This is a genomic window from Duganella zoogloeoides, assembly GCF_034479515.1.
GTDB lineage: Bacteria > Pseudomonadota > Gammaproteobacteria > Burkholderiales > Burkholderiaceae_D > Rugamonas > Rugamonas zoogloeoides.
Map to the genome: position 1 here is coordinate 5,140,909 of NZ_CP140152.1, position 26,464 is coordinate 5,167,372.

The 26,464-nt window shown below is 64.0% G+C and carries 18 protein-coding genes; 6 read left to right on the forward strand and 12 right to left on the reverse strand.

Features of this window, described 5'->3' with window-relative positions:
- Positions 1-60 precede the first annotated feature (60 nt).
- From SR858_RS22685 to SR858_RS22715, 7 genes are all read right to left on the reverse strand, one after another.
- Positions 61-360 carry a hypothetical protein gene (locus tag SR858_RS22685; RefSeq protein WP_019923176.1) on the reverse strand — a complete coding sequence of 100 codons (300 nt, stop codon included), beginning with the start codon at positions 358-360 and terminating at the stop codon, positions 61-63.
- 24 nt (positions 361-384) lie between these two features.
- Positions 385-2,592, reverse strand: coding sequence for a TonB-dependent receptor domain-containing protein (locus tag SR858_RS22690; protein WP_019923177.1), 2,208 nt, complete (start codon positions 2,590-2,592; stop codon positions 385-387).
- Positions 2,593-2,748: 156 nt separating this feature from the next.
- Complete coding sequence (locus tag SR858_RS22695) at positions 2,749-3,216, reverse strand: hypothetical protein (RefSeq protein ID WP_019923178.1); 468 nt, start codon at positions 3,214-3,216, stop codon at positions 2,749-2,751.
- 165 nt (positions 3,217-3,381) lie between these two features.
- On the reverse strand, positions 3,382-4,848 hold the full coding sequence (locus tag SR858_RS22700; RefSeq protein ID WP_019923179.1) for an IgA Peptidase M64: 1,467 nt from the start codon (positions 4,846-4,848) through the stop codon (positions 3,382-3,384).
- 64 nt (positions 4,849-4,912) lie between these two features.
- A complete protein-coding gene (locus SR858_RS22705; RefSeq protein ID WP_026637527.1) occupies positions 4,913-6,172 on the reverse strand; it encodes a cyanophycinase in 1,260 nt (419 codons plus the stop codon).
- Positions 6,173-6,236: 64 nt separating this feature from the next.
- On the reverse strand, positions 6,237-7,544 hold the full coding sequence (locus SR858_RS22710) for a cyanophycinase (protein ID WP_026637528.1): 1,308 nt from the start codon (positions 7,542-7,544) through the stop codon (positions 6,237-6,239).
- Between the two features lie 131 nt (positions 7,545-7,675).
- Positions 7,676-10,471, reverse strand: coding sequence for a TonB-dependent receptor (locus SR858_RS22715; protein ID WP_026637529.1), 2,796 nt, complete (start codon positions 10,469-10,471; stop codon positions 7,676-7,678).
- Positions 10,472-10,683: 212 nt separating this feature from the next.
- Here SR858_RS22715 and SR858_RS22720 point away from each other — a divergent pair, with 212 nt between their 5' ends.
- The 3 genes from SR858_RS22720 to argH all read left to right on the forward strand — a co-directional run bounded on the left by SR858_RS22720 (position 10,684) and on the right by argH (position 14,773).
- Entirely contained in the window at positions 10,684-11,808 is a 1,125-nt protein-coding gene (locus SR858_RS22720; RefSeq protein ID WP_019923181.1) for a succinylglutamate desuccinylase/aspartoacylase family protein, read from the forward strand.
- A 46-nt stretch (positions 11,809-11,854) separates the two neighbouring features.
- Positions 11,855-13,249 (forward strand): YfcC family protein, encoded by a 1,395-nt coding sequence (locus SR858_RS22725; RefSeq protein WP_019923182.1) that lies wholly within the window; start codon positions 11,855-11,857, stop codon positions 13,247-13,249.
- A gap of 129 nt (positions 13,250-13,378) precedes the next feature.
- A complete protein-coding gene (argH, locus tag SR858_RS22730; protein WP_019923183.1) occupies positions 13,379-14,773 on the forward strand; it encodes an argininosuccinate lyase in 1,395 nt (464 codons plus the stop codon).
- On the opposite strand, the gene SR858_RS22735 is transcribed toward argH, so the two are convergent.
- Positions 14,774-15,430 carry a hypothetical protein gene (locus tag SR858_RS22735; protein ID WP_019923184.1) on the reverse strand — a complete coding sequence of 219 codons (657 nt, stop codon included), beginning with the start codon at positions 15,428-15,430 and terminating at the stop codon, positions 14,774-14,776.
- Positions 15,431-15,733: 303 nt separating this feature from the next.
- On the opposite strand from SR858_RS22735, the gene SR858_RS22740 reads away from it, so the two are divergent.
- On the forward strand, positions 15,734-18,280 hold the full coding sequence (locus SR858_RS22740) for a M4 family metallopeptidase (protein WP_019923185.1): 2,547 nt from the start codon (positions 15,734-15,736) through the stop codon (positions 18,278-18,280).
- A gap of 156 nt (positions 18,281-18,436) precedes the next feature.
- Positions 18,437-20,284, forward strand: a complete 1,848-nt coding sequence (locus tag SR858_RS22745) for a M4 family metallopeptidase (protein WP_019923186.1) — start codon at positions 18,437-18,439, stop codon at positions 20,282-20,284.
- Between the two features lie 10 nt (positions 20,285-20,294).
- Here the strand turns inward: SR858_RS22745 and SR858_RS22750 are convergent, their stop codons facing one another.
- Positions 20,295-21,944 carry a CehA/McbA family metallohydrolase domain-containing protein gene (locus SR858_RS22750; RefSeq protein WP_026637530.1) on the reverse strand — a complete coding sequence of 550 codons (1,650 nt, stop codon included), beginning with the start codon at positions 21,942-21,944 and terminating at the stop codon, positions 20,295-20,297.
- A gap of 112 nt (positions 21,945-22,056) precedes the next feature.
- On the opposite strand from SR858_RS22750, the gene SR858_RS22755 reads away from it, so the two are divergent.
- A complete protein-coding gene (locus SR858_RS22755) occupies positions 22,057-23,280 on the forward strand; it encodes a M24 family metallopeptidase (protein ID WP_019923188.1) in 1,224 nt (407 codons plus the stop codon).
- Here the strand turns inward: SR858_RS22755 and SR858_RS22760 are convergent.
- From SR858_RS22760 to paaY, 3 genes are all read right to left on the reverse strand, one after another.
- Positions 23,277-23,705 carry a hypothetical protein gene (locus tag SR858_RS22760; protein ID WP_019923189.1) on the reverse strand — a complete coding sequence of 143 codons (429 nt, stop codon included), beginning with the start codon at positions 23,703-23,705 and terminating at the stop codon, positions 23,277-23,279. The two genes, SR858_RS22755 and SR858_RS22760, sit on opposite strands and share 4 nt — an antisense overlap.
- Positions 23,706-23,790: 85 nt before the next feature.
- Positions 23,791-25,836 carry a phenylacetic acid degradation bifunctional protein PaaZ gene (paaZ, locus tag SR858_RS22765; protein WP_019923190.1) on the reverse strand — a complete coding sequence of 682 codons (2,046 nt, stop codon included), beginning with the start codon at positions 25,834-25,836 and terminating at the stop codon, positions 23,791-23,793.
- Between the two features lie 15 nt (positions 25,837-25,851).
- Entirely contained in the window at positions 25,852-26,463 is a 612-nt protein-coding gene (gene paaY / locus SR858_RS22770; RefSeq protein WP_019923191.1) for a phenylacetic acid degradation protein PaaY, read from the reverse strand.
- Between the last annotated feature and the right edge of the window lies 1 nt (position 26,464).

Here is a 26,464-nt window from a genome sequence, read left to right on the forward strand (position 1 = left end):
CGTGCAGCAACAAGCCGTCATCCCGCAGCAGCGGCATGACGGCTTTTTTATATCAGCGAATCACGTGGATGCTGCCAGCAGCCAGTCGCGGCCCCGGCCATCGAGCGCGGCTGCAATCACGTCTTCCGGCAGGGTGTACACGGTCGCCCAGGTTGCCCGGCCATCGGCGCTATTGGACGGAAAGCTGGCCGTTTCGATCGGCCAGTGATACTTGCGCTTCAAGGTCCGCACGATGGCGGCCAGGGTCACCCGGCCGCGCAGCGGTTCGGCGCCGGTTTGGTCGGCGTTGGAGAGTAAAACAGCCAGCACTGCACCGCGCGCGGTACGGGGGCCGGGAAATACGGGATTTTTACGTGTCATCCCGCATTCTAGACGCGATCCGGCTTAAAAATCCACGTTCGCCGACAACCAGAGCCGGCGCCCTTCCTGGCTGTTCACATACGTGTTGCTGTAGGTGGGGTTGGCGGTCGGCGTGGCGCGGTACGAACGATAGTCGAGGAAGTCCTTGTTGAGCAGGTTGTAAATCGCCGCGTTCAGGGTGACCGCCTTGGTCAGCTGGTAGCTGCCGCCCAGGTGCAACATGGTGTAGCCCTGGTAGTCGCCCAGCACTTCCTTGGCCACGCGGGTGGACGCCGACGTACCCGGATCGCGGAAGCGGTCGCTGCGATATTCGGCGCGCAGCCAGCTCTTGACGTCGGGCGTGATGTCCCACGTCAGGCGCGCATTGACCGCGTGCTCGGGCGTATCGCTGAGCGGCTTGCCGGCGTTGGCGCCGCTTTTCTGCTCGCTGTCGGTGTACGTGTAGTTGGCGCTGGCAGCGACGGTCTTGCTCAGTGCCACGCGGGTGTTGAATTCCGCGCCGCGCGTGACGGCCTCATCGACGTTGATCGACTGGCCGAACGCATCGACATTGGGCCAGTTGCCGAAGCTGACGCAACCGGGACGATTCGGCGCCTGGCGATAGTCGCAGTTGATCAGGCCGGTGCCGGTGGTGATCTTGTCCTTGAACTTGTTATTGAACAGGGTACCGCTGGCGGTCCAGCCGGCCAGATTGTCGAAGTGGACGCTCAGTTCGGTGGCGGTGCTGGTTTCGGGTTTCAGGCCCGGGCTGCCCACCAGCGGTATCGTGCCCTGGCCGCCGAAGCCGTTGATGCCCGGCGACAGTTGCTCAACACGCGGCGTCTTGTAGCCACGGCTCACGCCGCCCTTGACGGTCCAGTTGGGCGTGGCGCTCCAGACCGCGTAAGCACGCGGACTCATCTGCCCGCCGAAGATGCTGTGGTCGTCATAGCGCGCGCCGAGCGTCAGTGCCACGGTCTCGGCCAGGCGCCATTCGTCTTCCAGGAACAACGCTTTTTGCGTGAACTCGAACTTGGCGGGCGCCACGCCGTCGGTCATCTCGGCCTGCCACCACTGGGCGCCGATGGTGGACATGTGGTTGCCCCACGGCAGTACCAGCTTGGTGTCGAACACGCGGCTTTCCACTTCCAGCGTGCGCGCGCTGCCCGCCACCGCACCGGGCGTACCGGGCGGAATGGTGCGGCCGATAGTCTCGGTCTGGTTGACCATGTAGCTGCTGTCGATGGTGCCCCAGCCCAGGCGGCCCGTGTGCGACAGGGTGTACTGGTCGCGATTGTATTTCTGCTTGGGACCGTAACCGCCCTGCACGCCCAGCGTACCCAGCTGGCCGGCGGCGTTGTCATAGGTCTGGCGCCCCGCTTCCACGTCGAGCATGATGGTGTGCGCGCGGTTGGGCGTAAACGCCAGGCGGCCGCCGTAGTTGTTCACTTCCGAGCGCACCGGGTTGGCGCCCATATTGGTCGGCGTTTCCACGCCATTGATGTTCTGGTACGTGACGTTGGCCGCGTCGCGGCGCTGGGTGCTGCCGCGCAAGGACAGGCCCAGCAAGTCGGTGCTGAGCGGACCGCTCAGGTAAAAGCGGCCGGCCTTGACGTCGCCGAAGGCTGACTCCTGCTGCGCCGTGTAGTCGGCGCCCACCGAACCGATCCATTTTTTGCCGACCTTGCGGGTGATGATGTTGACCACGCCGCCCATGGCGTCGGAGCCGTACAGGGTGGACATCGGCCCACGGATCACCTCGATGCGTTCGATCGCTGCCAGCGGCGGCATGAAGCTGGTCTGGGTGCCGCCGAAGTTATTCGGCGTGACATTGCCGGCCGCGTTCTGGCGGCGGCCGTCGATCAATACCAGGGTGTAGTCGCTGGGCATGCCACGGATGCTGATATTCATGCCGCCGGTCTTGTCGCTGGCCGCCCCCACGTCGATCCCCTCCACGCTCTCGAGCGCCTGGGTCAGGTTGCCAAAACGTTCGCGCTCGAGCTCTGCGCGCGTGATCACGGTAATCGACGCTGGCGCATCCTTGATGTTCTGCTCGAACCCGGCAGCAGACACCACTACTTCGGCCATGGTGCCGGTGGTGGCAATCTGCGCCAGGGCGCTACCGGCACTAACGGAACCACCAGCCATGACAACGGCAATGGCGAGCGCCAGCGCGGTCTTTCGGGTGGGGTGCGGATTGGGATGCGATGCTGGATGGGACGGACGTGCGATGTGACGGGTGCTGCTCGACATACATTCTCCTAGGTGCCCTGATGGCGTTAAATATTTTTTATGCGCATTTTTTAATGCGAATCATTATTATTAATATTTAATTAGGAGAAACTTAAGACAGATAAAAAAACGGGCACACCCTCGCAGGTGCGCCCGTTCTTCTAACCGCGCAGCAGATTAGTGCTTGGCAGCGGCTTCTTTGACGTCAGCAGCGGCTTTGGCGCGTACTGCGTCGGTTTTATTGGCGGCCAGCGCTTTGTCTTCGGTGGCGTCAACGGTTTTCTTGATGGCTTTGGCGTCCGCTTTCACGGTTTTCTTTTCAGCCTTCTCGACTGCCTTGGCAACGTCTTTCTGGCCTTCGGCAGCAACTTTGGCTTTGTCTTCAGGATCGGCCTTGGCCACTTTTTCGTTGGCTTTGGCAGCTTCGGTGTTTACCTTGGCTTGCTGTTCAGCGTGGACCTGGTCGGCCTTGTTGACAGCCTTGTTGGCTTTTTTGTCGGCTTTGGCTTCAACCTTGGCTTCTTTTTGCTGGGCCTTGGCGATGTCCTTGTTGGCTTCGGTCTGGGCGCGGCTTACTTCCGGCGTTTGGGCGAAGGCAGCGGTAGCGAACAGGCCGGCGATCAGGGTAGCGACGATTTTGCTCATGATAGTTCCTCTCAATTATGTTTGGATACGTTCTTATTTAGGTGGGCAAGACCATCAAAGGCCCCGCCTCTAAACGCTTTCCGCTTTTTTAGTAGAAGCGCTAGGTCACGTAATCAGAATATCCAAAACCCCGAAAGTTGACTGTTCGGTACCGTACGTAACCCCTTATTTGATTGCAGGACGGGAATACAGGTCGATGATGGTAGTGACGGCTTCCGCGCACACCGAACAGAACTTGTCGCTGCGATCGAACATCAGGCATTGCATCTCGGGCCGGTAGTAACCGGTGGCTTCGTAGTTGGCGCCCTCGAATGCGCCTACGGTGTGCCGGTGCGGATCGCGCGAGAATAGCGCGTTGCTCTGCTCCAGGTCGCGATGAAACAGTGCGCTCATTTCCGACTCGGGCCGGTTGGCCGCCCGCAGCGCCGCACGCTCCTTTTGATATGCGCGCGACGCGGTTTCGTACGCTTCTTTCGGCCACGGCGTGGGCAGTGGCGTGCCGTCCTTGACGAACTTTTTCCATTTCAGTTTGGTAGGGTCGCGCAGCGCGGTGGCGTTGGGTTCCCACGGTTCTCGGCGGGCGCCACCGGTGGCGTAGGCCACGGGCGACGTGTAGTACTCGTCGGCCAGGCCGGCGAAGTGGTGGCCGAATTCGTGCACGAACAGATAATTGGCCCAGTCGTTGTTGGCCGCCGCCGTGCTGAACTGGCCGAAGATGCCGCCGCCACCATAGGTGTCGTTGTTGACCAGGATTTCGATGAACTCGTACGACGCGTTCTGCGCCAGCTCGCGCAGCGCGCGATTATCGAGCGTGAGCACGTAGCGCTCGCTGCCGAAGATGTCGTAGCGCGTGCCCAGCGGCGACGCATGGTGCACGCCGGTCGATGGCCGCGACACGCCCGATTCGGCCGTGGGCAGCGCCAGCGCCCACACGTTGAAGTCATGGGCGCGCTCCTTGAACGGCGAGACGCTGAACAAGTGGTCGGCCAGCTTGCGCGCGGTCGCTTCGAATTTTTTCATCTCGCCGGCGGTGTAGCCGTCGCCGAGGATCAACAGGTCCACCTTGTCCTTCGGTGCGCCGTTGACGCGGATGCCGATCGGTTTTACGGGCGCGGCGGCCTGCTTGCGCACCACGTCCATGGCATCGGTATCGACGCGCGTGGTCCACACCACCGAGAACGCGCCGCGCTCGTCGCGCTTCAGGATGCGCACGCGCACCGGCTTGTCGGGCTTGGGGAAGCGTACCGATTCCTGGAAGCCGCGACTGGTGTGGCTAGCCTCCTCGGTGCTGGCCCATTCGGCAAACACCGTGGAAAAGCCGCGCGAATACAGCAGCTCACCTGATTCGGCATCGACCACTTCCACCAGGTTGTTGCCGCGATTGGTGGCGTCGATGGTGCTGCGCATGTCGCCGGGCCACGGTAGCGGCTCGATCACCACGCGATCGACTGCGTATTGTTCGTTGAGGGCGTTGCCGCTGTGGACATAGTCGAGGCGGACGGTGGCCGGTTGTGCCGGTGATGCCGCAGCGTTGGCGGTGGTAGCGGTGTTGGTAGCGGCGGTAGCAGCAGTGAAACCGGCAGCGGCAATGCAGGCAGCGGCAAGCGCGCCGATCAGGTTGTTACGGGACATGCGGGCCTCGCGAAGGTCGAAACGACCATTCTAGTGCCTGTATCCCGCGCGGCCAATACCTGAATCAGTTGCGCTGCGCCGGCACGGGCCCGGGATCGAGCTGGCGGATATCGAGCCGCATATTCAGGATCGAATAGCTGTGCGTCTCGGGTTTTACATAGCCTACGCTGTCGGGCGTCTTGCGGAAGGTGAACTGGAACCCGGGCGCGGGTGCGCCCTCGCCGCCTATCTCGCGCCCGCTGGTGGCGATCCCGATGGCCTCGTTCTCGTGGTTGTTGATCAGGTTTTCCATGAGCTCCACCACCGCGTTGCGGCCGAGGATATCGCTGGAATACACGGGCTGGCGCAGCAGTTCGCGGCCATCGGCCAGGCGGCCGCCGGCCTTGTCGGGCGCCGGCGTGAAGGTGTGGCTGGCCAGGTCGTAGCGGTCGCCCCGGTCCAGGTAACTGAGCACCGCGTTGGAGACGTTGAAGCCGGCGCGGGCGCTGTCGGTGGTGGCGCGCGTGAGGTCGATCAGCAGCGCCCCCTTGACGCCGATGATTTCCACCTGCCGCCGCCGGTCCACCACCATCGCCGTGTTTTCGTCGATGCCGAGGCCGTACTTGTAGCCCTTCTTGAGCATGGCCGGTATCATCCGGGCGAACCGGCCGCGCACCAGCAGGTGCTGGTCGACAAAGACATCGTCGCCGATAAAGCCCAGTCCGGGGGCGATGTCGCGACCGTCGGCAATGCCCTGGTGCAAGGTGGCCAGCACCGAGTTGGGCGCGTAAAACATGGTGCTGCTCATGATGGCGGCGCCGGCGCTGTCGCCAGCCACCACGCCGCCGCGCCGGTACACGTCCCATACGGCGTCGAGCACGGCGGTGCGGCTGCCGTCGGCGCGCACCAGCGCTGCGGTGATGCGCGACTGGTCGCCGCCGACGAAGAACACGCCGCCGGCGCCGCGCACCGCGCCGGCCAGTTCCGCATCCTCGGCCACCTTGCGGAAATCGGTATCGGCCAGGCGCACCGACAGCGGCACCACGAAGGCGGCCGCGCCATAGCTGTTGAGGCGTTCGGAGATCCACTGGCCGGCGCGTTCGGGATAGGCGCTGGCCGACGGCAGCACGGCGATGCGCGCGCCCGGTCCGCCGGCAAGGTTGACGATGCGTTGCCAGATCTCGGCATTGTCGGCTTTCAGGCCGCCGCCAACAATCACCAGCGATCCTTGCGGCGCGGCCGTGGCGGCAACTGCGGGAGCAGCGGCGCCAGCGTGCGCCAGCGGCATGGCCGCCAGCAGCGCGGCCTGGAACAGGGATCGCCATCGCAGGGAAAACATGCGCATGTGAGCTCCAAAAGAAAATGGGATGGCCGAATGCCATCCCATTCAAGTGTAGCTCAACTGTGATTTACCTGTAGCGGTAGAGCGGCTGCTGCAGCTGGATCGGCCGGATATCCAAGCGCAATTTCAGTACCGAATAGGCTTCCACCTCGGTCGAACTGTACCCCACGCTGTTGATGGTCTTGCTGAAGCGAAATTCAAAGCCCATGTCCGGGTACGAATCGCGCGGGTTGCCGAAGGCGATGCCGATGGCGTCCTGCTGGGCGTTGTCGATCAGGTTGACCATCAGGTCCAGTACCGCGTTATTGCCGAGAATATCGTTGGTATAGACCACGCCCCGCGTATCGGGCTGATTAGGGTCGAGCTTGTTGTCGGCCTTGTCGGGCGACGGCGTGAAATCGCGCGTGACCAGGTTGAACTTGTCGCCCCGGTCGAGGTAGCTGATGGTGGCGTTGCTGATATTAAAACCCTTGATGGCGCGGTCGGTGATCGCCGCCGACAGGTCGAGCAGCAGCGCACCGCTGTAGCCGATGATTTCCACGTCGCGCTTGGCGTTGACCACCATCGCCGTGTTTTCGTCGATGCCGAGGCCGATCTGGTACCCTTTTTTCAGCATCACCGGGATCATGCGGGCAAAACGCCCGCGCACCAGCAAGTGCTGGTCGATGAAGACGTCGTCGCCGACAAAGCCGAGGCCGGGGGCGATTTCGTTGCCGTCAGTCACGCCCTGCTTGAGCATGTCGAGCGTGGACTTGGCGTCATAAAACATGGTGGTGCTCATGATGGCCGCACCGGCCGACGAACCGGCCACCACGCCGCCGTCGCGGTACACGTCCCACACGGCTTCGAGCGCGGCAGTGCGGGTGCCGTCCTGGCGCACCAGCGCCTTGGTAATGCGGGCCTGGTCGCCGCCGGTGAAATAGATGCCGGTGGCCGAATGGATCAGGGCAACCACTTCCGGGTCTTCGGCCGCCTTGCGGTAGTCGCTATTGGGCAGCGTGACGCCAAGCGGAATGAAAAACGCCTGGGCGCCGTATTGGTTGAGCTTGTTGACCGTGTTCTGGGCGGCGTTTTCAGGATTGATCGAGGCCGAGCCGAACACGCCGATGCGCGCGCCCTTGCCGCCAGCTAAGAGCACGATCCGTTGCCAGACTTCCGCATTATCGGCGCGCAAGCCGCCGCCGATGATCACCAGGTTGCCCGCCGGCGGTGCCAGGACCGGCTTGGGCGGGGGGACCGCCTTGGCCGGTTTGACTGCCTTGCCGGTGGGTTGGGCCTTGGCTGCAGCGCCTTGCGCCGCGTGTACGCCGAAGCTGGCAAACACCAGCAGCCAGAGCACGAACAGGCGCTGGCACGTAAAACCTGAAAAATTCATGTTGCCCTTCCAAAGTGAAACCGGCGCCGGGGCTTGCGCGCGGCGCCGTCATGATGCAGATGATACCAATCAATTACTTAAGGCTATATTACATTGTTGAGGGGCAGTAGAAACCATGAATTTAATCGTGCTCACTTGAAAGCGTAGTTAGCGGAGGCAAAGAAGCGGCGGCCGCGCGGGTCGGTGTAGGTTGGATCGTAGCCCGACAGGAAGTAATACGCCTGGTTGGAGAACGGTGGCGAGCGGTCGAACATGTTTTGTATGCCGGCGCGCAGCTTGAAGTTCTTGTTGATCTGCCAGGCGCTGGTCAGGTCCCACAGCGAGTACGAGGTGACCTTGTTGGGCGCCACCACCGAGCCGTCATCGGTATTGATGGCCGAGTTCTGGTCGTGGTAGCCGCTCGAGAACGTGTTCGACAGCGTGGCCGACAGCGGGCCATTGTCCCAGTCCACCGAAATCGTATGGCGCCAGCGCTGTACCACGCCATCGGTGACGAAGCGGCCGAGGTTGCTCACGTACGGATCACCCTTGGCGTTCTGGATCTTGGAATCGAGCACGTAGGTGCCGGACAGGCGGCCGCCGAAACGACCGGCAAAGGTCTTGACGCCACTGTAGTCGAGCACCAGGTCCAGGCCCGAGGCGATCTGGGCGCCACGGTTTTCCTTGCGCAGTTCGATGTAATCGATCTCGTTGTCCTCGTCGCGGATCACCAGGTTGCCGTACTTGGCCGGGTTATTGAGGATGATGTCGTCGCCGATTTCGCTGATCAGATCGGTACGCTTGATGCGCCAGTAGTCAAGCGTCATCGATGCGTTGCGCGACGGCTGGATCACCATGCCAATCGAGGCCTGCTTGCTCTTTTCAGGTTTCAGGTTGGCGTTCGAATAGCGGCGCGTGTCCCAGTTGAACGCGCACTCGGCGTAATCGTTGTTGACCGTGGCGCAATACACCGGATCAGGCAGGGTGGCCGTGGCGCTGTACACGGTTGGACGATACAGCTCGTTCATCGAGGGCGCGCGGAAGCCACGGCCGGCCGACGCGCGGAACAACATGGTCTTGGTCGGCGTGTAGGTGAGGCCCACCTTGGGGCTGGCCGCGCCGCCCACCACCTGGTAGTGGTCGTAACGGGCGGAGACTTGCGCTTCCCACTGCTTGCTAAATGGCAGCAGCAGTTCGCCGAAGATGGCCTTGACCTTGCGGCTATTGGCGGTCGCCCCGCCGCCTTCCGGCGCGAAGTCGTCATTGATGTTGTCGCTCATCAGGAGCTCGGATGGCGTAAACGTGTTGCGTTCGCGGCGCCATTCGCCGCCGATGGCCAGGCCCGCATCGCCGCCGGCCAGGGTGCCCACCGAGTGCGAGACCTTGAAGTCGATCGAGTCCATGGTGCCCTTGGCGCGGCGCACTTCGTCGTTGACCTGGATGCTGTTGAGCAGGGCCACGCCGGCCGCGCTGGACGGGCCGAACGGGTTAATCAGGCCGTCGATGATGCCCTGGCGCACTTCGTTGTACAGCACATAGCCGTGTGTATCGCGGTCCTTGATGGTGTTGACGCTGTGATTGAGGCCCACGTCGTAGTCCCAGCCGTTGGCGCTGCCGGTCAGGCCCACAACGTAGCGCTGGCTTTCGCTGGTCAGTTCGCTGGTGCGGCGGCCGGCCTCGTTCAGGCGCACGCGCAGTTCCACTTCACCGGGCACATCGTCGTCGGCGCTCGCTTCGGGCGAGAGCATGTTGTAGCCGGCCAGCGCCGGGATCACGCTGTAGTCCACGTAAGCACGTACGCGTGCCGACGACCCCACGTACGAGGTGCGCGAGCGGCTCAGCGCCACCTCGGCGTACAGCTGGGTGCTCGGGGTGATCTGGAACACGCCGCGCGTGAGCGAGTTGAGCTTGTTCGATTTCGGGAACAGCTCGGTATCGCCCATGTAATCGTAGGTGCACGCCTCGGAGCCGCCGGTACCGTTGGGCAAGTACAGGTTGGCCGGGGGCGAACAGTTGGGCACCGACGGGTTGATGGTGGTCTTGGTGATGGGCTTGCCATTGATGGTGAAGCCCTGCTCGTTCAGATAGTCGCGCTGGGCGCCGGTCAGGCGGATATTGGCCGGTGACGTGAAGCCCGACAGCAGGTGCGGCAGGCGCTCGGGCACGCGCAGGTCGCCGATGAACTTGCGCTGCGACGTCGATAGCGCGCTGGTGGCCTGGATGTCGGCCACGGTGAAGATATTGAAACCGTTTTTATCGAGGTCGCCAAAACCGGCCGTGATGGTGGCGGTGCGCTTGCCAGCGCCGCCTTCCTGGGTCTTGTTGCCGTAGGTGCTAAGCTCGATGCCCTTGAAGTCCTTGCGGGTGATGAAGTTGATCACGCCGCCGATGGCGTCGGTGCCGTACAGGGCAGACGCGCCGTCGAGCAGCACTTCCACGCGCTGGATGGCCGACGCCGGAATATTGTTGAGATCGACGCCGGTGTCGTCGCCGGGCGAGGCAAAGTTGGCCATGCGGCGGCCGTTGAGCAGCACCAGCGTGGACGAGGTACCGATGCCGCGCAGGTTGGCGCTGTTGAAGCCGCGCTGGTCGCCGCCGACGTTGATGCTGGCGCCGTCGGTCAGGCCGCCCACGTTGGACGACAGCCGGGCCAGGATTTCGGACGCGGTGGTCACGCCCACTTTTTCAATGTCGGCGCGGCTGATCACCTGCACTGGCAGCGCGGTTTCCGATTCGATGCGGCGGATGGCCGAGCCGGTGATTTCCACGCGCGGCACCGGCTTGACGACCGCCGTGTCGGCTTCGGCGGCGGTGACCGGCGTGCCCGGAGCTTCCTGTGCCAGCGCCTGCTGACCTGCCAGTCCCATCAAGCCGACCATTCCCAGTCCCAGGGTGCGGCGCACCGCGTGAGCCATCGTCGAAATTCGCATGCCGTGCAGGTCAGCCATAATTTTCTCTTCTTAGGTAGTAATGTGATAAACAAATACTTCTGTTAAAACTGACTGTACGCACAAGTAGCCAAAAACTCAAGAATGTGCCGCCCGATACACGCACTATGATTTACTTTGTGAAAATAGTGCTACATACTCAAGCGATTTCAGGCGCTCCGCGCCGTTTTCGTGTTTCTTCAGCCCACTTTTATCACCTGCCGCCCGCCACCATGCAAGCACAAAAACACCCTCTTTCCGGCCTGCACAGCGCCAACACCTTCGAACTGACCAGTTTTCATTTCGGTACGCCCGGCGCCGGCAAAAAAGTCTATATCCAGGCCTCGCTGCACGCGGACGAAGTACCCGGCATGCTGGTGGCGCAATTTTTGCGCAAGCAGCTGACCGCGCTGGAACAGGCGGGCCGCATCACCGGCGAGATCATCCTGGTGCCGGCCGCCAACCCGATCGGCCTGGCGCAGGCAATCCAGGGCGCTGCCTTCGGCCGCTTCGATTTGACCACCGGCATCAACTTCAACCGCAATTACAAGCACGTGTTCGATGAGGTGAAGGTGTCGCTCGACGGCCAGCTGGGCCAGGATGCGCAAGCCAATGTGCGCATGATCCGCGAACACGCGCGCGCCTCGATCGCCACCTGGCAACCGAAAACCGACGCCGAAACCCTCAAAAAAGTGCTGATGACGCTGGCGGTGGACGCCGACATCGTGCTCGACCTGCACTGCGATAACGAAGCCGTAATGCACCTGTATGCCGGCACGCCGCTGGCCGACGCGGTGGCGCCGCTGTCCGCCCTGCTCGGCGCGCACGCGCTGCTGCTGGCACTGGAAGCGGGCGGCGAACCGTTCGACGAAGCGTGCAGCCGCCTGTGGTGGGACCTCGATCACCACTTCAAGGGCAGCGTGCCGATCCCGCCGGCCTGCGTGGCGGTGACGGTGGAGCTGCGCGGCGAGGCCGAAGTGAGCTACGACCTGGCCGAGCGCGACGCCAACGCCCTGCTGCGCTACCTGGCCATCAACGGCGTGCTGACCGATGACGATGCGGGGCCTGATCTGCCGGCCCCGCTGTGCGCAGCCACGCCGCTCGAAGGCGTGGAACCGCTGTACGCGCCGCACCACGGCGTGCTGGTTTATACGCGCGATCTGGGCGACAAGTTACAGCCGGGCGACGCCATTGCCGACCTGATCGACCCGGTCAGCGGCATCACCACCGTGCTGCGCGCCAGCGTGGCCGGCGTGTTCTTCGCCCGCAGCGCCCACCGCCACGTGCTGCGCGGCATGAACGTAGGCAAGGTGGCCGGCGCCACCGCCTTCCGCGCCGGCGACCTGCTCAGCCAGTAACCAGCCAATAACCAGCCAATAAGCCCACCTTTAGCGACAATAAAAAATGGCCATCAAAAAATTCAAGCTGCCGCACACGTTTGTCCTGCTGTTCATCATCCTGGCGCTGATCGCCGCCGCCACCTGGCTGGTCCCGGGCGGCAAATACGACACCCACCTGGTCAACGGCAAGCAGCTGATCTTGCCCGACAGCTTCCACTACGTGCCGAGCGCACCGCAAGGCGTGGTCGCCCTGCTCAAGGCGCCGATCAAGGGTTTTGTCGAGGCGGCGCAGATCATCGCCTTTGTCCTGATCGTCGGCGGCGCTTTTGCGGTATTGCACAAGACCGAGGCGGTCGATTCAATGATCAAGGCGCTGGCCGCCGCGCACAAGAATTCGCGCTTCATCCAGAAGGCGCTGATCCCCGTGTTTGTCACGCTGTTCTCGATCGGCGGCGCCACCTTTGGCATGAACGAGGAGGCGATACCGTTTATATTGATTTTCGTGCCGCTCGCTTTAGCCTTGGGGTATGACACCATTACCGGCGTCTCGATCCCGTTCCTCGGCTCGCAGGTCGGTTTTTCGGCGGCATTTTTGAATCCGTTCAACGTCGGCATCGCCCAGGGCATCGCCGGCGTGCCGGTGTTCTCGGGCTGGGGCTACCGCCTGATCGCCTGGACGATTGCCACCGCGATTACCGTGGCATTCCTGATGTGGTACGCGGCGCGCGTGAAAAAGAACCCGCAACTGAGCCCCACCTACGCACTGGACCTGGAAAAGCGCAAGGAACAGCCCGAGGGCCTCGGCGAATTCACCGGCATGACCGCGCGCCACAAGCTGGTGCTGTGGATGTTTGCGGCGTCGCTGGGCATCATGGTGGTGGGCGTGGTGCACTACGGCTGGTACATCGACGAAATCGCCGCCCTGTTCCTGACCATGGGCGTGGTGATCGGCCTGGTGGGCCGGCTCGATTCGGGCCAGATCGTCGACGGCTTCATCCAGGGCGCGCGCGACCTGGTGGGCACGGCGCTGGTAATCGCACTGGCGCGCGGCACCATGATCCTGGCGCGCGACGCCCAGATCATCGACACCATGCTGCACGCATTGACGCCACTGGTGCAGTCGTCGTCGCCGATCTTCACGGCCTGGAAAATGTTCGGTATCCAGACCGTGATCAATTTCTTCATCCACTCCGGCACCGGCCAGGCCGCGCTGACCATGCCGATCATGGCGCCGCTGGCCGACCTGGTAGGCGTCACCCGCCAGACCGCCATCCTGGCCTTCCAGTTCGGCGAACTGACCACGCCGATGATCCCGACCTCGGGCATCACCGTGGGCGTGCTGGCGCTGGCGCGGGTGCCGTGGATCACCTGGGCCAAGTGGATGATCCCGCTGCAACTGATCTACGCGGTGATGGCGCTGGCGCTGCTGGTGCCGCCGGTGTTGATGCATTGGCAGTGACGAGCAAACCCATTCGGCACGCATTTCGGTTAATTTTATGGCCACAACAACAACGTTGACCGATTTTTGTACGGCTGGCGGTTTATAATCCGTCAGTTCTGACTTACGTGCCCACTACTCTTCCTTATCATGACTGATCAATTCTCCAAAAAAAGCGAAGCCTGGTCGGCCCGCTTCAACGAACCTGTTTCCGACCTGGTCAAGCGCTACACCGCTTCGGTCTTCTTCGACAACCGCCTGGCCAAGGCCGATATCCAGGGCTCGCTGGCCCATGCCGAGATGCTCGCTGCCCAGGGCATCATCAGCGCCGCCGACCGCGCCGAGATCGAGCGCGGCATGGCGCAGATCCTGGCCGAGATCGAAGCCGGCAAGTTCGAATGGCTGCTGGACCTCGAAGACGTGCACCTGAATATCGAAAAACGCCTGACCGAACTGGTGGGCGATGCCGGCAAGCGCCTGCACACGGGCCGTTCGCGTAACGACCAGGTCGCCACCGACATCCGCCTGTACGTGCGCTCGGCCATCGACGACGTCGTCGGTCTGCTGAACGCCCTGCGCGGCGCGCTGACCGACCTGGCCGAGAAAAACGCCGACACCATCATGCCGGGCTTTACCCACATGCAGGTGGCGCAGCCGATCACGTTCGGCCACCACATGCTGGCGTACGTGGAAATGTTCGGCCGCGATGTCGAGCGCATGCAGGATTGCCGCAAGCGCGTCAACCGCCTGCCGCTGGGCGCCGCCGCGCTGGCCGGCACCACGTTCCCGATCGACCGACTGCGCGTGGCTGCCACGCTGGGCTTTGACGATGTGTGCCACAACTCGCTCGACGCCGTCTCCGACCGCGATTTCGCGATCGAATTCACCGCTGCCGCTGCGCTGGTCATGATGCACGTGTCGCGCATGTCGGAAGAGCTGATCATCTGGATGAGCCCGCGCGTTGGCTTCATCGACATTGCCGACCGCTTCTGCACCGGCTCGTCGATCATGCCGCAAAAGAAAAACCCGGACGTGCCGGAACTGGCGCGCGGCAAGACCGGCCGCGTCTATGGCCACCTGACCGGCCTGCTGACCCTGATGAAAGGCCAGCCGCTGGCCTACAACAAGGACAACCAGGAAGACAAGGAACCGCTGTTCGACACCGTCGATACCCTGGTCGATACGCTGCGCATCTTTGCCGACATGGCCGGCGGCATCACCGTCAAGCCCGACAATATGCGCGCCGCCGCGCTGCAAGGCTACGCCACTGCCACCGACCTGGCCGACTACCTGGTCAAGAAGGGCCTGCCGTTCCGCGATGCCCACGAAGCCGTGGCCCACGCCGTGCGCGCCTGCGACGACCTGAAAATCGACCTGTCGGAAATGTCGCTCGAGCAATTGCGCGCCTACTCGCCGCTGATCGGCGACGACGTGTTTGCCGTGCTCACGCTCGAAGGCTCGGTGGCCGCACGCGACCACGTGGGCGGCACCGCGCCGAACCAGGTACGCAAGGCGATCGCCCGCGTGCGTTCGCAACTGTCCTGATCAGTGCATCTTGAACCGGGCCAGCGTGGAAAACGCCGGCCCGGTCTGGTCCTGTTCAAGCAGCACCGTCAACTCGGTATTGGTGCAGATCATGTTCACCAGGTTGACGCGGTCCCAGGCCAGCTGCTTGAGGATCGCCTGGTAAGTGCCCGGTTCGCGCCCTGCGCCGGGATGCAGGTGCAGCGTCAACGCGTTCAGGTCATCGAGCCGCGCCAGCAATTGCTCGCCGTCGAACGCCTGCTCCACCAGCGGCGCCAGCGTGCGGCTGCAAATGACCATCACTTCATTGACCCCGCGCGTGACCGTCACGAACGCGCCCGGCAGCGGCTCGGTCGCGGCCAGCAGCTTGCGGTGGCATTCATGGATGCGGTCACTGTGACGAAACGTGTACTCGGTCAGCTCGGTGCGCGTGGTGAGCTCGCCAGTCTTTTGCACCAGCACGATGTTGCCCGTGGGAGGCTCGGGCAGGCGCTCGGCCAGGCGCCGCAGTGCCGTCACCACGGCGGCCTGGCCCACCGGTTTCCATAAATCGCTTTCGAGCTGCGGCTGCAACTGCCGCGCCAGCTCCGACAGGTTGATCAGCCCCCGCTTCAGCCCTTCCGTCAGAAAGGCCGATTCCCTCACGATACGTTCAACTTTAGTGGCAATCGACAACATGAACTATCTCCACACTGTGTAGATGGCCGGCGGACCACTATCGTCTCGTCCGGCTTCTGGCAGTGTAATTCGGACGAGTAACAATCTAAACGATTTTCACTGATTAATTGTGCAGAGTGTTGCATCGCGGCCCACTCAAAATTGCAGAGTTCGCCTTTAGGTACAGGCGCTATGCGATGGCTCATTTGAGCCATTTTTTCTTTCACGACCCATTTTCGATGTTTTTTGACTTGCCGATGGCAAGCGGAATAGTGTCACCGTTCCGGTCGGCATCACGTCGCCGTGTCACCATTGGGAGAAGAGATGAACCTACGTAAGACCCTGCTAGCCGCCTCCATCGCCGCCATGCCGCTGATGGTCACGACGCCTGTTTCAGCTGCCGCGCCAGCTGTTGCCGTCACGCCACAGGACAAAACGTTGCTGGCCAAATTGGCCGAACGCGACGCCCGGCTCGGCCTCGGCGCCGACAGCAATTTCCGCATCGCCAACCAGCACCCGGGCGCCGATGGCCAGAAAATCACCCGCGTGCAACACACCTACAAGGGCTTGCGCGTGTTCGGCTCCGAGGAAGTCGTGGTGACCGATGGCGGCGGCAACATCGTCAGCCTGTCGATGGCCGACAAGCGCGCCGGGCTGGACGCCAGCGTGGCCCAGGCCAGCAGCCCCGACCGTACGGTCGCCCTGGCCGGCCCGCAAGCCACGCCGCTCGACAACGTCAAACCCGCCTTCAACGCCGACGCCGCGATTGCCCGCGTGGCCAAAAAAGTCGCGCCTAGCGGCGAACACCGCTGGCCACCGACGGCCGAGCTGCTGATCTACCCGGTGATGGCGACCGTGCGTACGGCCGAGGCCGCCGACAAGGCCGAAGAAGACCTCAACGCGCTCGACCTGCAAGACATGGTGCAACGCTACGCGCTGGCCTATTACGTGCAAACGCGCATGATCGTCGATCGCAAGCCGGTCTATCACGACACCATCATCGACGCCAGGACCGGCGAAGTGATCGCCCAGTGGCAGGCGCTGCAAACCGTGGTGGGCACCGGCAACAGCCAGTACAACGGCGCCGTGCCGATCAGCACCAGCCAGAACGGCAGCGGGTTCCAGATGCTCGACGCCACGCGCGGCACCGGCGGCAAGTTCGGCGGCATGGCGATCACCAACGCCAACCACAGCTCGCAGCAAAACCCCAGCCCCGGCAATGTCTATACCAACAGCACCAACACCTGGGGCGACGGCAAGCAGTATATTCCCGGCGGCAGCACCACCAATGCCAATGGCCAGACCGCCGCCATCAACGCGCTGTGGGGCCTGATGAACACCTATGACACCAACAAGAACGTGCTCGGCTGGAAGTCGCTCGACGGCAATAACACCGCCACCTATATCGCGGTGCACGTCGATAATGCCTACGACAATGCCTTTTACGATTCCGGCTGCAAATGCATGTTCATCGGCGACGGCGGCCAGTATTTTTATAACCTCGGTTCGATCGACGTGATCGGCCATGAAATGTCGCACGGCATTACCGATGCCACCTCCAACCTGGTGTATGCGGGCGAGTCTGGCGGCCTCAACGAATCGCACTCGGACATCGGCGGCGACATGGTGGAAGCGTACGCGCGCAACGGCGGCACCGGCACCGCGATTCCCGCCAGCGGCAACGACTGGATGACCGGCAAGGAAATCGCGCGCGACGGCCAGCCGCTGCGCTGGTTGTACAAGCCCAGCAAGGATGGCCGCAGCCCCGATGCCTGGAGCAGCAACCTGAAAAACATCGACGTCCACTACTCAAGCGGACCCAACAACCGGATGTTCTACTTCCTGTCGCAAGGTTCCAAGGCCGACTCCGGCAGCGACTACTACAGCCAGTACCTGACCAAGAGTCCGGCCGCGATGACCGGCATCGGCAATGACAAGGCCTACCGCATCTGGTTCAAGGCGCTGACCACGAAATTTACTTCCGGTACCAACTATGCCGACGCCCGCGCCAAGGTGTTGCTGGCGGCGCAGGAACTGTATGGCGCCACGTCCAAGGAAGCGATTGCCGTGCAGCGGGCCTACGCGGCCATCAACGTCGGTGCTGACGTGGACGAGGCCGGCAACAGCGGCGGCGTCGGCATCACCACCCAGCCGGCCAGCGTGGCGGTGACGGTGGGCGCTACCGCGTCGTTCAGCGTGGCCGCCAGCGGCGGCACGCCGCCGTACACCTACGCCTGGTACCGCAATGGCGCACCGATCGCGGGCGCTACCGGCGCCACCTACTCGCTCACGGCCACCCAGGCCGACAACGGCGCCGTGTTCAAGGCGCAGGTGCGCGACGCGTCATCGCCGGCCAGGACCGCCACCTCGGGCGAAGCCACGCTGACGGTAGTGACCGCCGGCAGCGGCGGCGAGCGGATCACCAACGGCGGCTTCGAATCGGGCGTCACCGGCTGGACCGGCAATACCGGCGCCATCGGCAGCTTCGGCGGCCAGAAGCCGTACGAGGGCCAGCGCTATGCATGGCTGGGCGGCAACGGCAAACGCAACACCGAGACGCTGACCCAGACCGTGACGATCCCGTCGTCGGCCGCCAGCGCCAAACTGAGCTTCGCACTGCACATCGACACCGATGAAATCGGCCGCGCCAGGTACGACCGGCTGGTGGTGGCGGTCAAGAACAGTTCGGGCGCGGTGCTGGGCACGCTGGCCACGTACTCGAATGCCGACGCCGCCGACGGCTACCAGGTGCGCACCTTCGACCTGTCCGCGTACAAGGGGCAAACGGTGACGCTGTCGTTCGTCTCGACCGAGGATTCGTGGAAGCAGACGTCGTTCGTGATCGACAAGGTCAGTTTGATTGCCCAGTGATCAAGTACCGGCGGGATGGTGGTTGCGCCCTCCCGCCTTTGATCTGCCACAGTACCGCCTCCCCTCCTCCGTTCTAGCGTGGACTGTCCGCTCAGGCGGCCTCAGCGCCATCGTCCGATGCGCGCTGGAATCGGAATCAGGATTCAGGAGGATAAGATGAATCTGCACATTTCCCTGCTATCGGTCTCCACCCTGGCAGCCGCCGTCATTGCCGCCACCGCCGCCATGGCCCAGCCGCTGTCGCCAGCCATGATGGGCGGACCGGTGGCGCCGCCCTCGTCGCAGGAGAGTAACAACCTGCTGGCGCGCCTGGCCGCGTTCGACCAGGCGCGCGAAACGACGCGCACGCTGGCCGCGCCCCGGTACAGCTTCCGCCTGGCCGCCCAGCACCCCGGCGCCGCAGGCCAGAAAATCTCGCGCGTGCAGCACACCTACGAGGGCCTGCGCGTGTTCGGCTCCGAAGCCGTGGTGGTGACCGATTCCACCGGCGCCATCGTCAGCGCCTCGGTCACCGACCGCCGGCCCGGGGCGCATAGCCTGGCCGCCGGCGCTGCGGCTGCCGTACCAACACCCGCCGACCTGAAGCCGAAGCTCTCGCCGCAGCAGGCGATCATCGTGGCGATCCGCTCGGTGCGCGCCGGCATGTCAAAGATCGAGCATCGCTGGCAGCCGGTCGCCGAACTGTTGCTCTACCCCGTGGTGACCAGCCAGCGCACGGCGGCCGCCGCCAACAAGCCCGAGGCCCAGCTCAACGCGCTCGATGTGCAGGAAGTAGTGCAGCGCTACGCACTCGCTTATTACGTCAAGACGCGCATGGTCAGGGACAGGCAGCCGGTCTATCACGACACCATCGTCGATGCCAGGACCGGCGCGGTCATCGCCCAGTGGCACGCGCTGCAAACGGCCGGTGACGCCGGTGGTGGCACCGGAGCCGGGACCGGTACTGGAAATAGCCAGTACAACGGCGTGGTGGCGCTGTCCACGTCGCCCAGCGGCAGCCAGTTCCGCATGCTCGACGCCACGCGCGGCAAGGGCGGGCGCTTCGGCGGCATGGCCATTACCAACGCCGACCACAGCTCGATGTACAACCCCGATCCCGGCGACGTCTATGTCAACACGACCAACACCTGGGGCGACGGCAAGCAGTACAGCGGCGGCAGCACCACCGACGCCAACGGCCAGACCGCCGCCGTCAACGCCTTCTGGGGCCTGATGAACACCTACGACACCAACCGCAATGTGCTCGGCTGGCAGTCCCTGGACGGCAACAACACCGCCACCCACATTGCCGTCCACGTCGATCGCGACTATGACAACGCCTTTTACGACGACCGCTGCAAGTGCATGTTCATCGGCGACGGCGGCTCGTATTTTTATAACCTGGGATCGATCGACGTGATCGGCCACGAGATGTCGCACGGCGTCACGGCCGCCACGGCGGACCTGGTGTACTCGGGCGAATCGGGCGGCCTCAATGAATCGCATTCGGACATCGGCGGCGAGATGGTGGAAGCGTACGCGCGCGCAGGCGGCACCGGCGCCGTGATACCGGCCAAGGGCAACGACTGGATGGTGGGCCAGGAGATCAGCCGCGACAAGAAGCCGCTGCGCTACATGGTCAAGCCCAGCCTGGACGGGCGCAGCGCGGACGCCTGGAGCACGTCGCTCAAGCAGCTCGACGTGCACTATTCGAGCGGGCCGAATAATCGCATGTTCTACTTCCTGGCGCAGGGCTCGAACGCCGATCCGGCCAGCGATGCCCACAGCAAGTACCTGGTCAAGTCGCCGCAGGCGATGACCGGCATCGGCAACGACAAGGCGTACCGCATCTGGTTCCGGGCCCTGAGCACCAAGTTCACCTCGAGCACCAACTACGCGGTGGCGCGCGCCAAGGCGCTCGAGGCCGCGCAGGAGCTGTACGGCGTTGGCTCGAAGGAAGCCGTGGCAGTGCAGCGCGCCTACGCCGCCATCAACGTCGGCGAGGACATCGACGAGGCCAAGTGACGCCGGACGATCAACGCACCGTGACAAACACCGGGTTCGAATAGAACCACAGGCTGCGGTAGTTGCGGTCGTTGATGTCGTTGAAACGCTGGGTGGCGTCGGCGGTGCTGGTGCGCTGGTCGGCCAGCGGCTCGCCGCCCTGCGTCAGGCCCGCTACATCGGTGCCCAGGTTGGTGCCGCGCAGGCGGAAGTACTGGCTCTTGGTGGCGGTGGTTTCGTAGGTGATGGTGTTGTAGCCATCGGCGTCGGTCTTCCAGTCGGCGCTGGTAAAGCGCTTGACCACGCGGGTGCTGGCGTTGGTGGCCACCGCGTAGGCGGCGGTGCCCTGCGCGGCCTTCGTGCCCACGTCGCCGACGATCAGGTCCACGTGGTCCACCACCGGCTTGACGCTGGCCGAGGCGCCGCTGTCCACCGGCTTTTCATAGTTGTTCTTCGCCGGGCTCTTGAAGCGGATGGTGACCACCACCTTTTCGCCATTGGCCACTTTCAGCTCGCCGCCCATTTCCTTGCGGTCGCTGGTACTGGCCAGGTTGAAGTCGAGCGCGTTCACCAGGTCGCCATAGACCGAGAACATTTTCCCCGAGCGCAGGCCTTGCAGCAGGTCTTTCGCGGTCGGCGCGCCGGTGGCGCTGTTGAACACGTAGTTCTTGGCGTATTCACCGGGGAAGTAGCCGCTGCTGTTGTTGCCGACAATTTTAAAATGGGTGTCGGAATCGGTCAGGTTCCAGACGCGGCGGCCCTCGCCCAGCAGTGCATCCCACACGCCACCGAGTTTGGCCACCACGTAGTCGGCGCCGCCATAGGCGCGCAGCGGCGCATTCTCTGGCGTGTAGGCGGCGGTGTAGCCGCCACGGTCCGGCTCCATCTGGTTGCCGACCATGCCTTCGATGGCGAACATGATGTCGGGCGCGGTGTCGTTGAAACGGCGGAAGTCTTCCACCGTGTAGCTGCCCTTGTTGCGCGATGGGTGGTTGATCACCGCGTAGCTGGTGTCGGGGTAATTGTCCTTGAGCCAGGAGATCGCCTTCAAGGCATCGTCGGCGGTCTTGTTGTAGCGGGTGTCGCCGTACTTGGCCTTCCACGCCGCGACGTCGGCGGCGTCGAACATGGCAGGGTCGCGGGTGGTGAACAGGTATTCGAATTCGCGCACGCCTTTGGTGCTCACGGCCAGCGGAGCGCCGGCCGACTTGTCGGTGCCCTCGAAAATGCCGATGCCGATGTGGTCATGGGTAGGCATGTCCCACTCGAAGCCCGAGAAAATCAGCTTGTCGGCATAAGTGCCGGCCGATTGCAGGGCGGCGAGGCGCGGCTGCTCGTAGCGCTCCACGCCGGTGGCCATCGGGATCGGCGCGGCCAGCAGCACGCCCTTGTCGTCGCGGGTGGAGACGCGCAGGTGATTGGTCACTGCCATCCAGTCCAGGCCATAGCTGGTGAAGGCCTTGCCGAGGATTTTGTCGAGGGTCTGGCTCACGTCGGCGTCGGCCGACTGCGTGGTGTGGGTATGCAGGTCGCCGGCGATCCAGCGGCCCTGGGCGATCGGCGGTACGTTGTTCTTGATGGTGTCATCGTCGCCCCCGCCACAGGCGGCAAAGGTGATGGCGATGGCGATCGCGGTAGGGATGAGCATGTAACGGGGAGACAAGCGAGGGCGGTGCAACATAATATCATCCTGAAAGTAAGTTCATGGTGCCGGCACGATAACAGCGCCCTGTTACGGCCTGATGACAGCTGCTATCATCGCGGACCATAATCCAATTTGTGCAGGGACAGCTATGACCATAGGCGGCAAGACCATCGACGAGGCGCTGGCCTCTTTATCGGACATGACGGCGGGCGCAGTCCCGATCGCCAAAGACGAGCACCTGGAACGCGTGGCGCGCGCCCAGGCCTTCATGCGCGAACAGGGCGTGGCGGCGATCTACATCAACGCCGGCGCCAACCTCACCTACTTCACCGGCACCAGGTGGCACGCCAGCGAGCGCATGGTGGGCGCCATCCTGCCCGCCAGCGGCGGCATCGAGTACATCGCGCCAGCCTTCGAGGAAAGCACGCTGAAAGACTTCATGCTGGTGGACGGCCCGGTCAACTGCTGGGAAGAGCACGAAAGCCCGTACCAGCTGTTCATCGACACGCTGGCGCGCATGGGCATCGCAGCGAACGCCGATGCCGCCCCGCGCATCGGCATCTGCGAGAGCGCCGCGTTCTTCATCTACGACGGCATCCGTCCGCTGGCCGCGGGCTATGCGCTGGAAAACGCCAGCCTGGTGACGGCCCACTGCCGCACCCGCAAGTCCGCCAACGAGATCGCGCTGATGCAGCGCGCCAAGGACATGACGATGGCCGTGCACGTGGCGGCCGCCTCGATCCTGCGCGAGGGGATCACCACCACCGAGGTGGAACAGTTCATCGACCGCGCGCACCGCAAGGTGGGCGCTTCCGGCTCGTACTTCGTGATCGTGCTGTTCGGCGAGGCCACCGCATACCCGCACGGCGTGAGCTATGTGCAGACGTTAAAACCCGGCGACACGGTGCTGATCGACACCGGCTGCAAACTGCACAACTACATCTCCGACATCACCCGCACCTATGTGTACGGCGAGATCAGCGAACGTCAGCGGTCGGTATGGAACAGCGAGAAGAAGGCGCAACTGGCGGCGTTTGCGGCCGCGCAGCTGGGTGTGCCGTGCGAAGCGGTGGACCAGGCGGCCCGCCGTGCGCTGGAAGAAGATGGTTTCGGTCCCGGCTACAAGCTGCCAGGCCTGCCGCACCGCACCGGCCACGGCATCGGCCTCGATATCCACGAGTGGCCGTACCTGGTCGGCGGCAACAAGACGCTGCTCGACGTGGGCATGTGTTTTTCGAACGAACCGATGATCTGCATTCCCGGCGAATTCGGCGTGCGCCACGAGGACCATTTCTACATGACGGAACATGGTCCGAAGTGGTTTACCGAACCGGCGTACAGCATCGACGATCCGTTCGGCCTGAACGCTTAAGCCTTCAAATCCTTGACTGCGCGATAGAAGCGCAGCGGCACGGTGGCGGTAAAGGTGCTGCCCACCGTGCGGCCCACCACGATCGGGCTATAGATATGGCGCATCGGCGACGCGCTGCGGTGGGTGAACACCTGGCCCTGCGCCGACTCGCCGGTAGGCACATAGCCGAACATGGCGATGCGCGCCAAAAAGGCCGTGCTGTCGGCTACCAGCACGGTACCGCGCACGGGCAAGTGTTCGATGGCGGCCGCGCCGATATAACCGGCTACGCCCAGCATGGCAATGCGCAGTATCCCCACGAAATCGAACCCGCGCGGCAGCAGCCCCACCGCCAGCAGGCAAGCGATGGCCACGCCAAAAGTCACCCAGGTACGCGGGTTTTCGATCGGGTTGAGGACGAATTGAGTCTTGGTAAAGAGTGCCATGGCGCCGCCTGCTGAGTGAAAACGCCATTGTGCAGGGTGGGCGGGGAAAAGGAAAGCGCCGCCCTGCACAGCCGGGCGGCGCTGGTTACGCCCGCTTCATTACCAGGGTCAGGATGTCGTAACTGGCCACCAGCTCGTCGTGCTGGTTGGTCACTTGTACGTCCCAGGCCACCACGCCCTGCCCCACGCCCCTGTCGTCGGTGCGGTTGCGGTCCACCTTGCGTTTGCAGGTGAGGCGGGCGCGGATGGTGTCGCCGATGGCCACCGGGGCGACGAAACGCAGGTTGTCGAGGCCATAGTTGGCCAGCACGGGGCCGGGCGCCGGTGAGACGAACAGGCCGGCTGCGGCCGACAGCACGAAGTAGCCGTGGGCGATGCGCTTGCCGAACTGGGTGTCCCTGGCGGCGATGTCGTCGAAGTGCATGTAAAAATAGTCGCCCGAGACACCGCCGAAGTTGACGATGTCCGCTTCGCTGACGGTGCGCCGGTGCGTGAGCAGCGAGTCGCCGATGTGCAGTTCCTCGAAGTGCTTGCGGAACGGGTGCACTTCGCTCTCCTGCACCCGGGCCCCGCGCACGTATTCGCCGGTGACCGCCGCCAGCATGGTGGGTGAACCCTGCACCGCCGCCCGTTGCAGGAAATGGCGCACGGCGCGGATGCCGCCCAGTTCTTCGCCTCCGCCCGCGCGACCAGGTCCGCCGTGCTTCAACTGCGGCAGCGGCGAGCCGTGGCCGGTGGAATCCACCGCCGCTTCGCGCTCGAGGATCAGCACGCGGCCGTGCGACGCGGCGGCCACTGGCACCGCGTACGCGGCAATGGCCGGCTCTTTGGTCACCAGGGTCGACACCAGCGAGCCCTTGCCGCGCGCGGCCAGCGCCAGCGCCTCGTCGATGCCGTGGTAGCTGATGATGGTGCTCACCGGACCGAACGCCTCCACGTCGTGCACCGCGTCGTTGGCCATGCCGTCGCGGCAGAGCAGCAGCGTGGGCGCAAAAAATGCGCCATCGGCCACGCCGTCACCCACCGGTTTGAAGCCGTCGCCCGCGCCGAACAGCACCTCGTTGCCGTGCGCCAGCAGCGCCAGGCGTTCGCCGACGTCGCGCTGCTGGTCTTTCGAGGCCAGCGCGCCCATGCGCACGCCTTCCACCGAGGGGTCGCCCACGCTGACCTTGGCCAGGCGTTCACGCAGGCGCGTGCCCACCGCGTCGACCAGCGCCTCGGGCACGATGATGCGGCGAATCGCCGTGCACTTCTGTCCCGCCTTGCCGGTCATCTCGCGCGCCACTTCCTTGACGAACAGGTCGAACTCGGGATCGTCGGGCGAGATATCGGGCGCCAGGATGGCGCAGTTGAGCGAATCCGCTTCGGCAGTGAACGGCACCGAGTGGGCGACCAGGTTGCGGTTCACGCGCAGCCTGGCGGCCGTGTCAGCCGAGCCGGTGAAGGTGACGGCGTCGAATCCTTCCAGCCGGTCGAGCAGGTCGCCGGTGCTGCCGATCACCAGTTGCAGTGCCCCCTCAGGCAGCAAGCCCGATTCGTGCATCATGCGCACCACCGCTTCGGTCAGATAGCTCGTGGCGGTGGCCGGCTTGCCGATGCAAGGCATGGCGGCCAGGAAGCTCGGCGCGAATTTCTCGAGCAAACCCCAGATCGGGAAATTGAAGGCGTTGATGTGTACCGCCACGCCGCCGCGCGGCACCAGGATGTGGGTGCCGGCAAAGCCGCCGTTTTTACCGAGCGCCATGGCCGGTCCCTCGTGCAGCACGTTCGACGACGGCAGCTCGCGCCCGCCCATGCTGGCATATGCGAACAGGGTGCCGGTGCCGCCTTCGATATCGACCCAGCTGTCGGCGCGGGTGGCGCCGGTGAGGTGCGAGATCGCGTACAGCTCCTCCTTGCGCTCGACCAGGTACAGCGCCAGGGCCTTGAGGATGGCGGCGCGCTGCTGGAAGTCCAGTTTCATCAGGCTCGGGACACCGGTCTTGCGTGCGTAACGGACCGCTTCGCCGAAGTCGATGGCGTCCGCGTGGGTGTGGTAAATCAAGGCGCCGGTAAGTGCATTGTGCAGCGGCGTGGCCGCCTCGCGGCCGATCCAGCGGCCGCCGATCAGGCTTTGCAGGGTTGGAATCATCTTGGGTCTCCTTTTTTATACCGAAGCGTTCTTGTGCAGGTGCAGTGGCAAGGCGCTGTCCCATTGGACGCGCGGGCGGTCAGGCTCGATGTCGGTAAGTGCTTCCACCTCGCGCATGGTATGCATCGAGCGCACCGCCAGCTCGTGGTACTGGCCGGTGCCGCTGGTCTTCCAGGCGATTTCGTCGTCGCGCAACGGCCGCACTACTTTGGCCGGCGTGCCGACCACCAGGCTGCGCTCCGGTACTTCCATGCCCGCGCGGACGAAACTCATGGCCGCGACGATGGACTCGGCGCCGATCACCGCGTTGTCCATCACCACGCTGTTCATGCCGACCAGCGCGTTGCGGCCGATGCGGCAGCCGTGCAGCACGGCGCCGTGGCCGATGTGGCCATCGACGCCCACCACCGTGTCGGCGCCGGGAAAGCCATGCATCACGCAGGTGTCCTGCAGGTTGGCGCCTTCCTCCAAAATCAGGCGGCCGAAGTCGCCGCGCAGAGCGGCCAGTGGGCCGACATAGCAGCGCGGGCCGACAATGACGTCGCCGATCAGCACCGCGCTCGGATGCACGTAGGCGGTGGGGTGCACCACTGGTGTGACGCCGTTGATTTCATAGACCTTGACCATG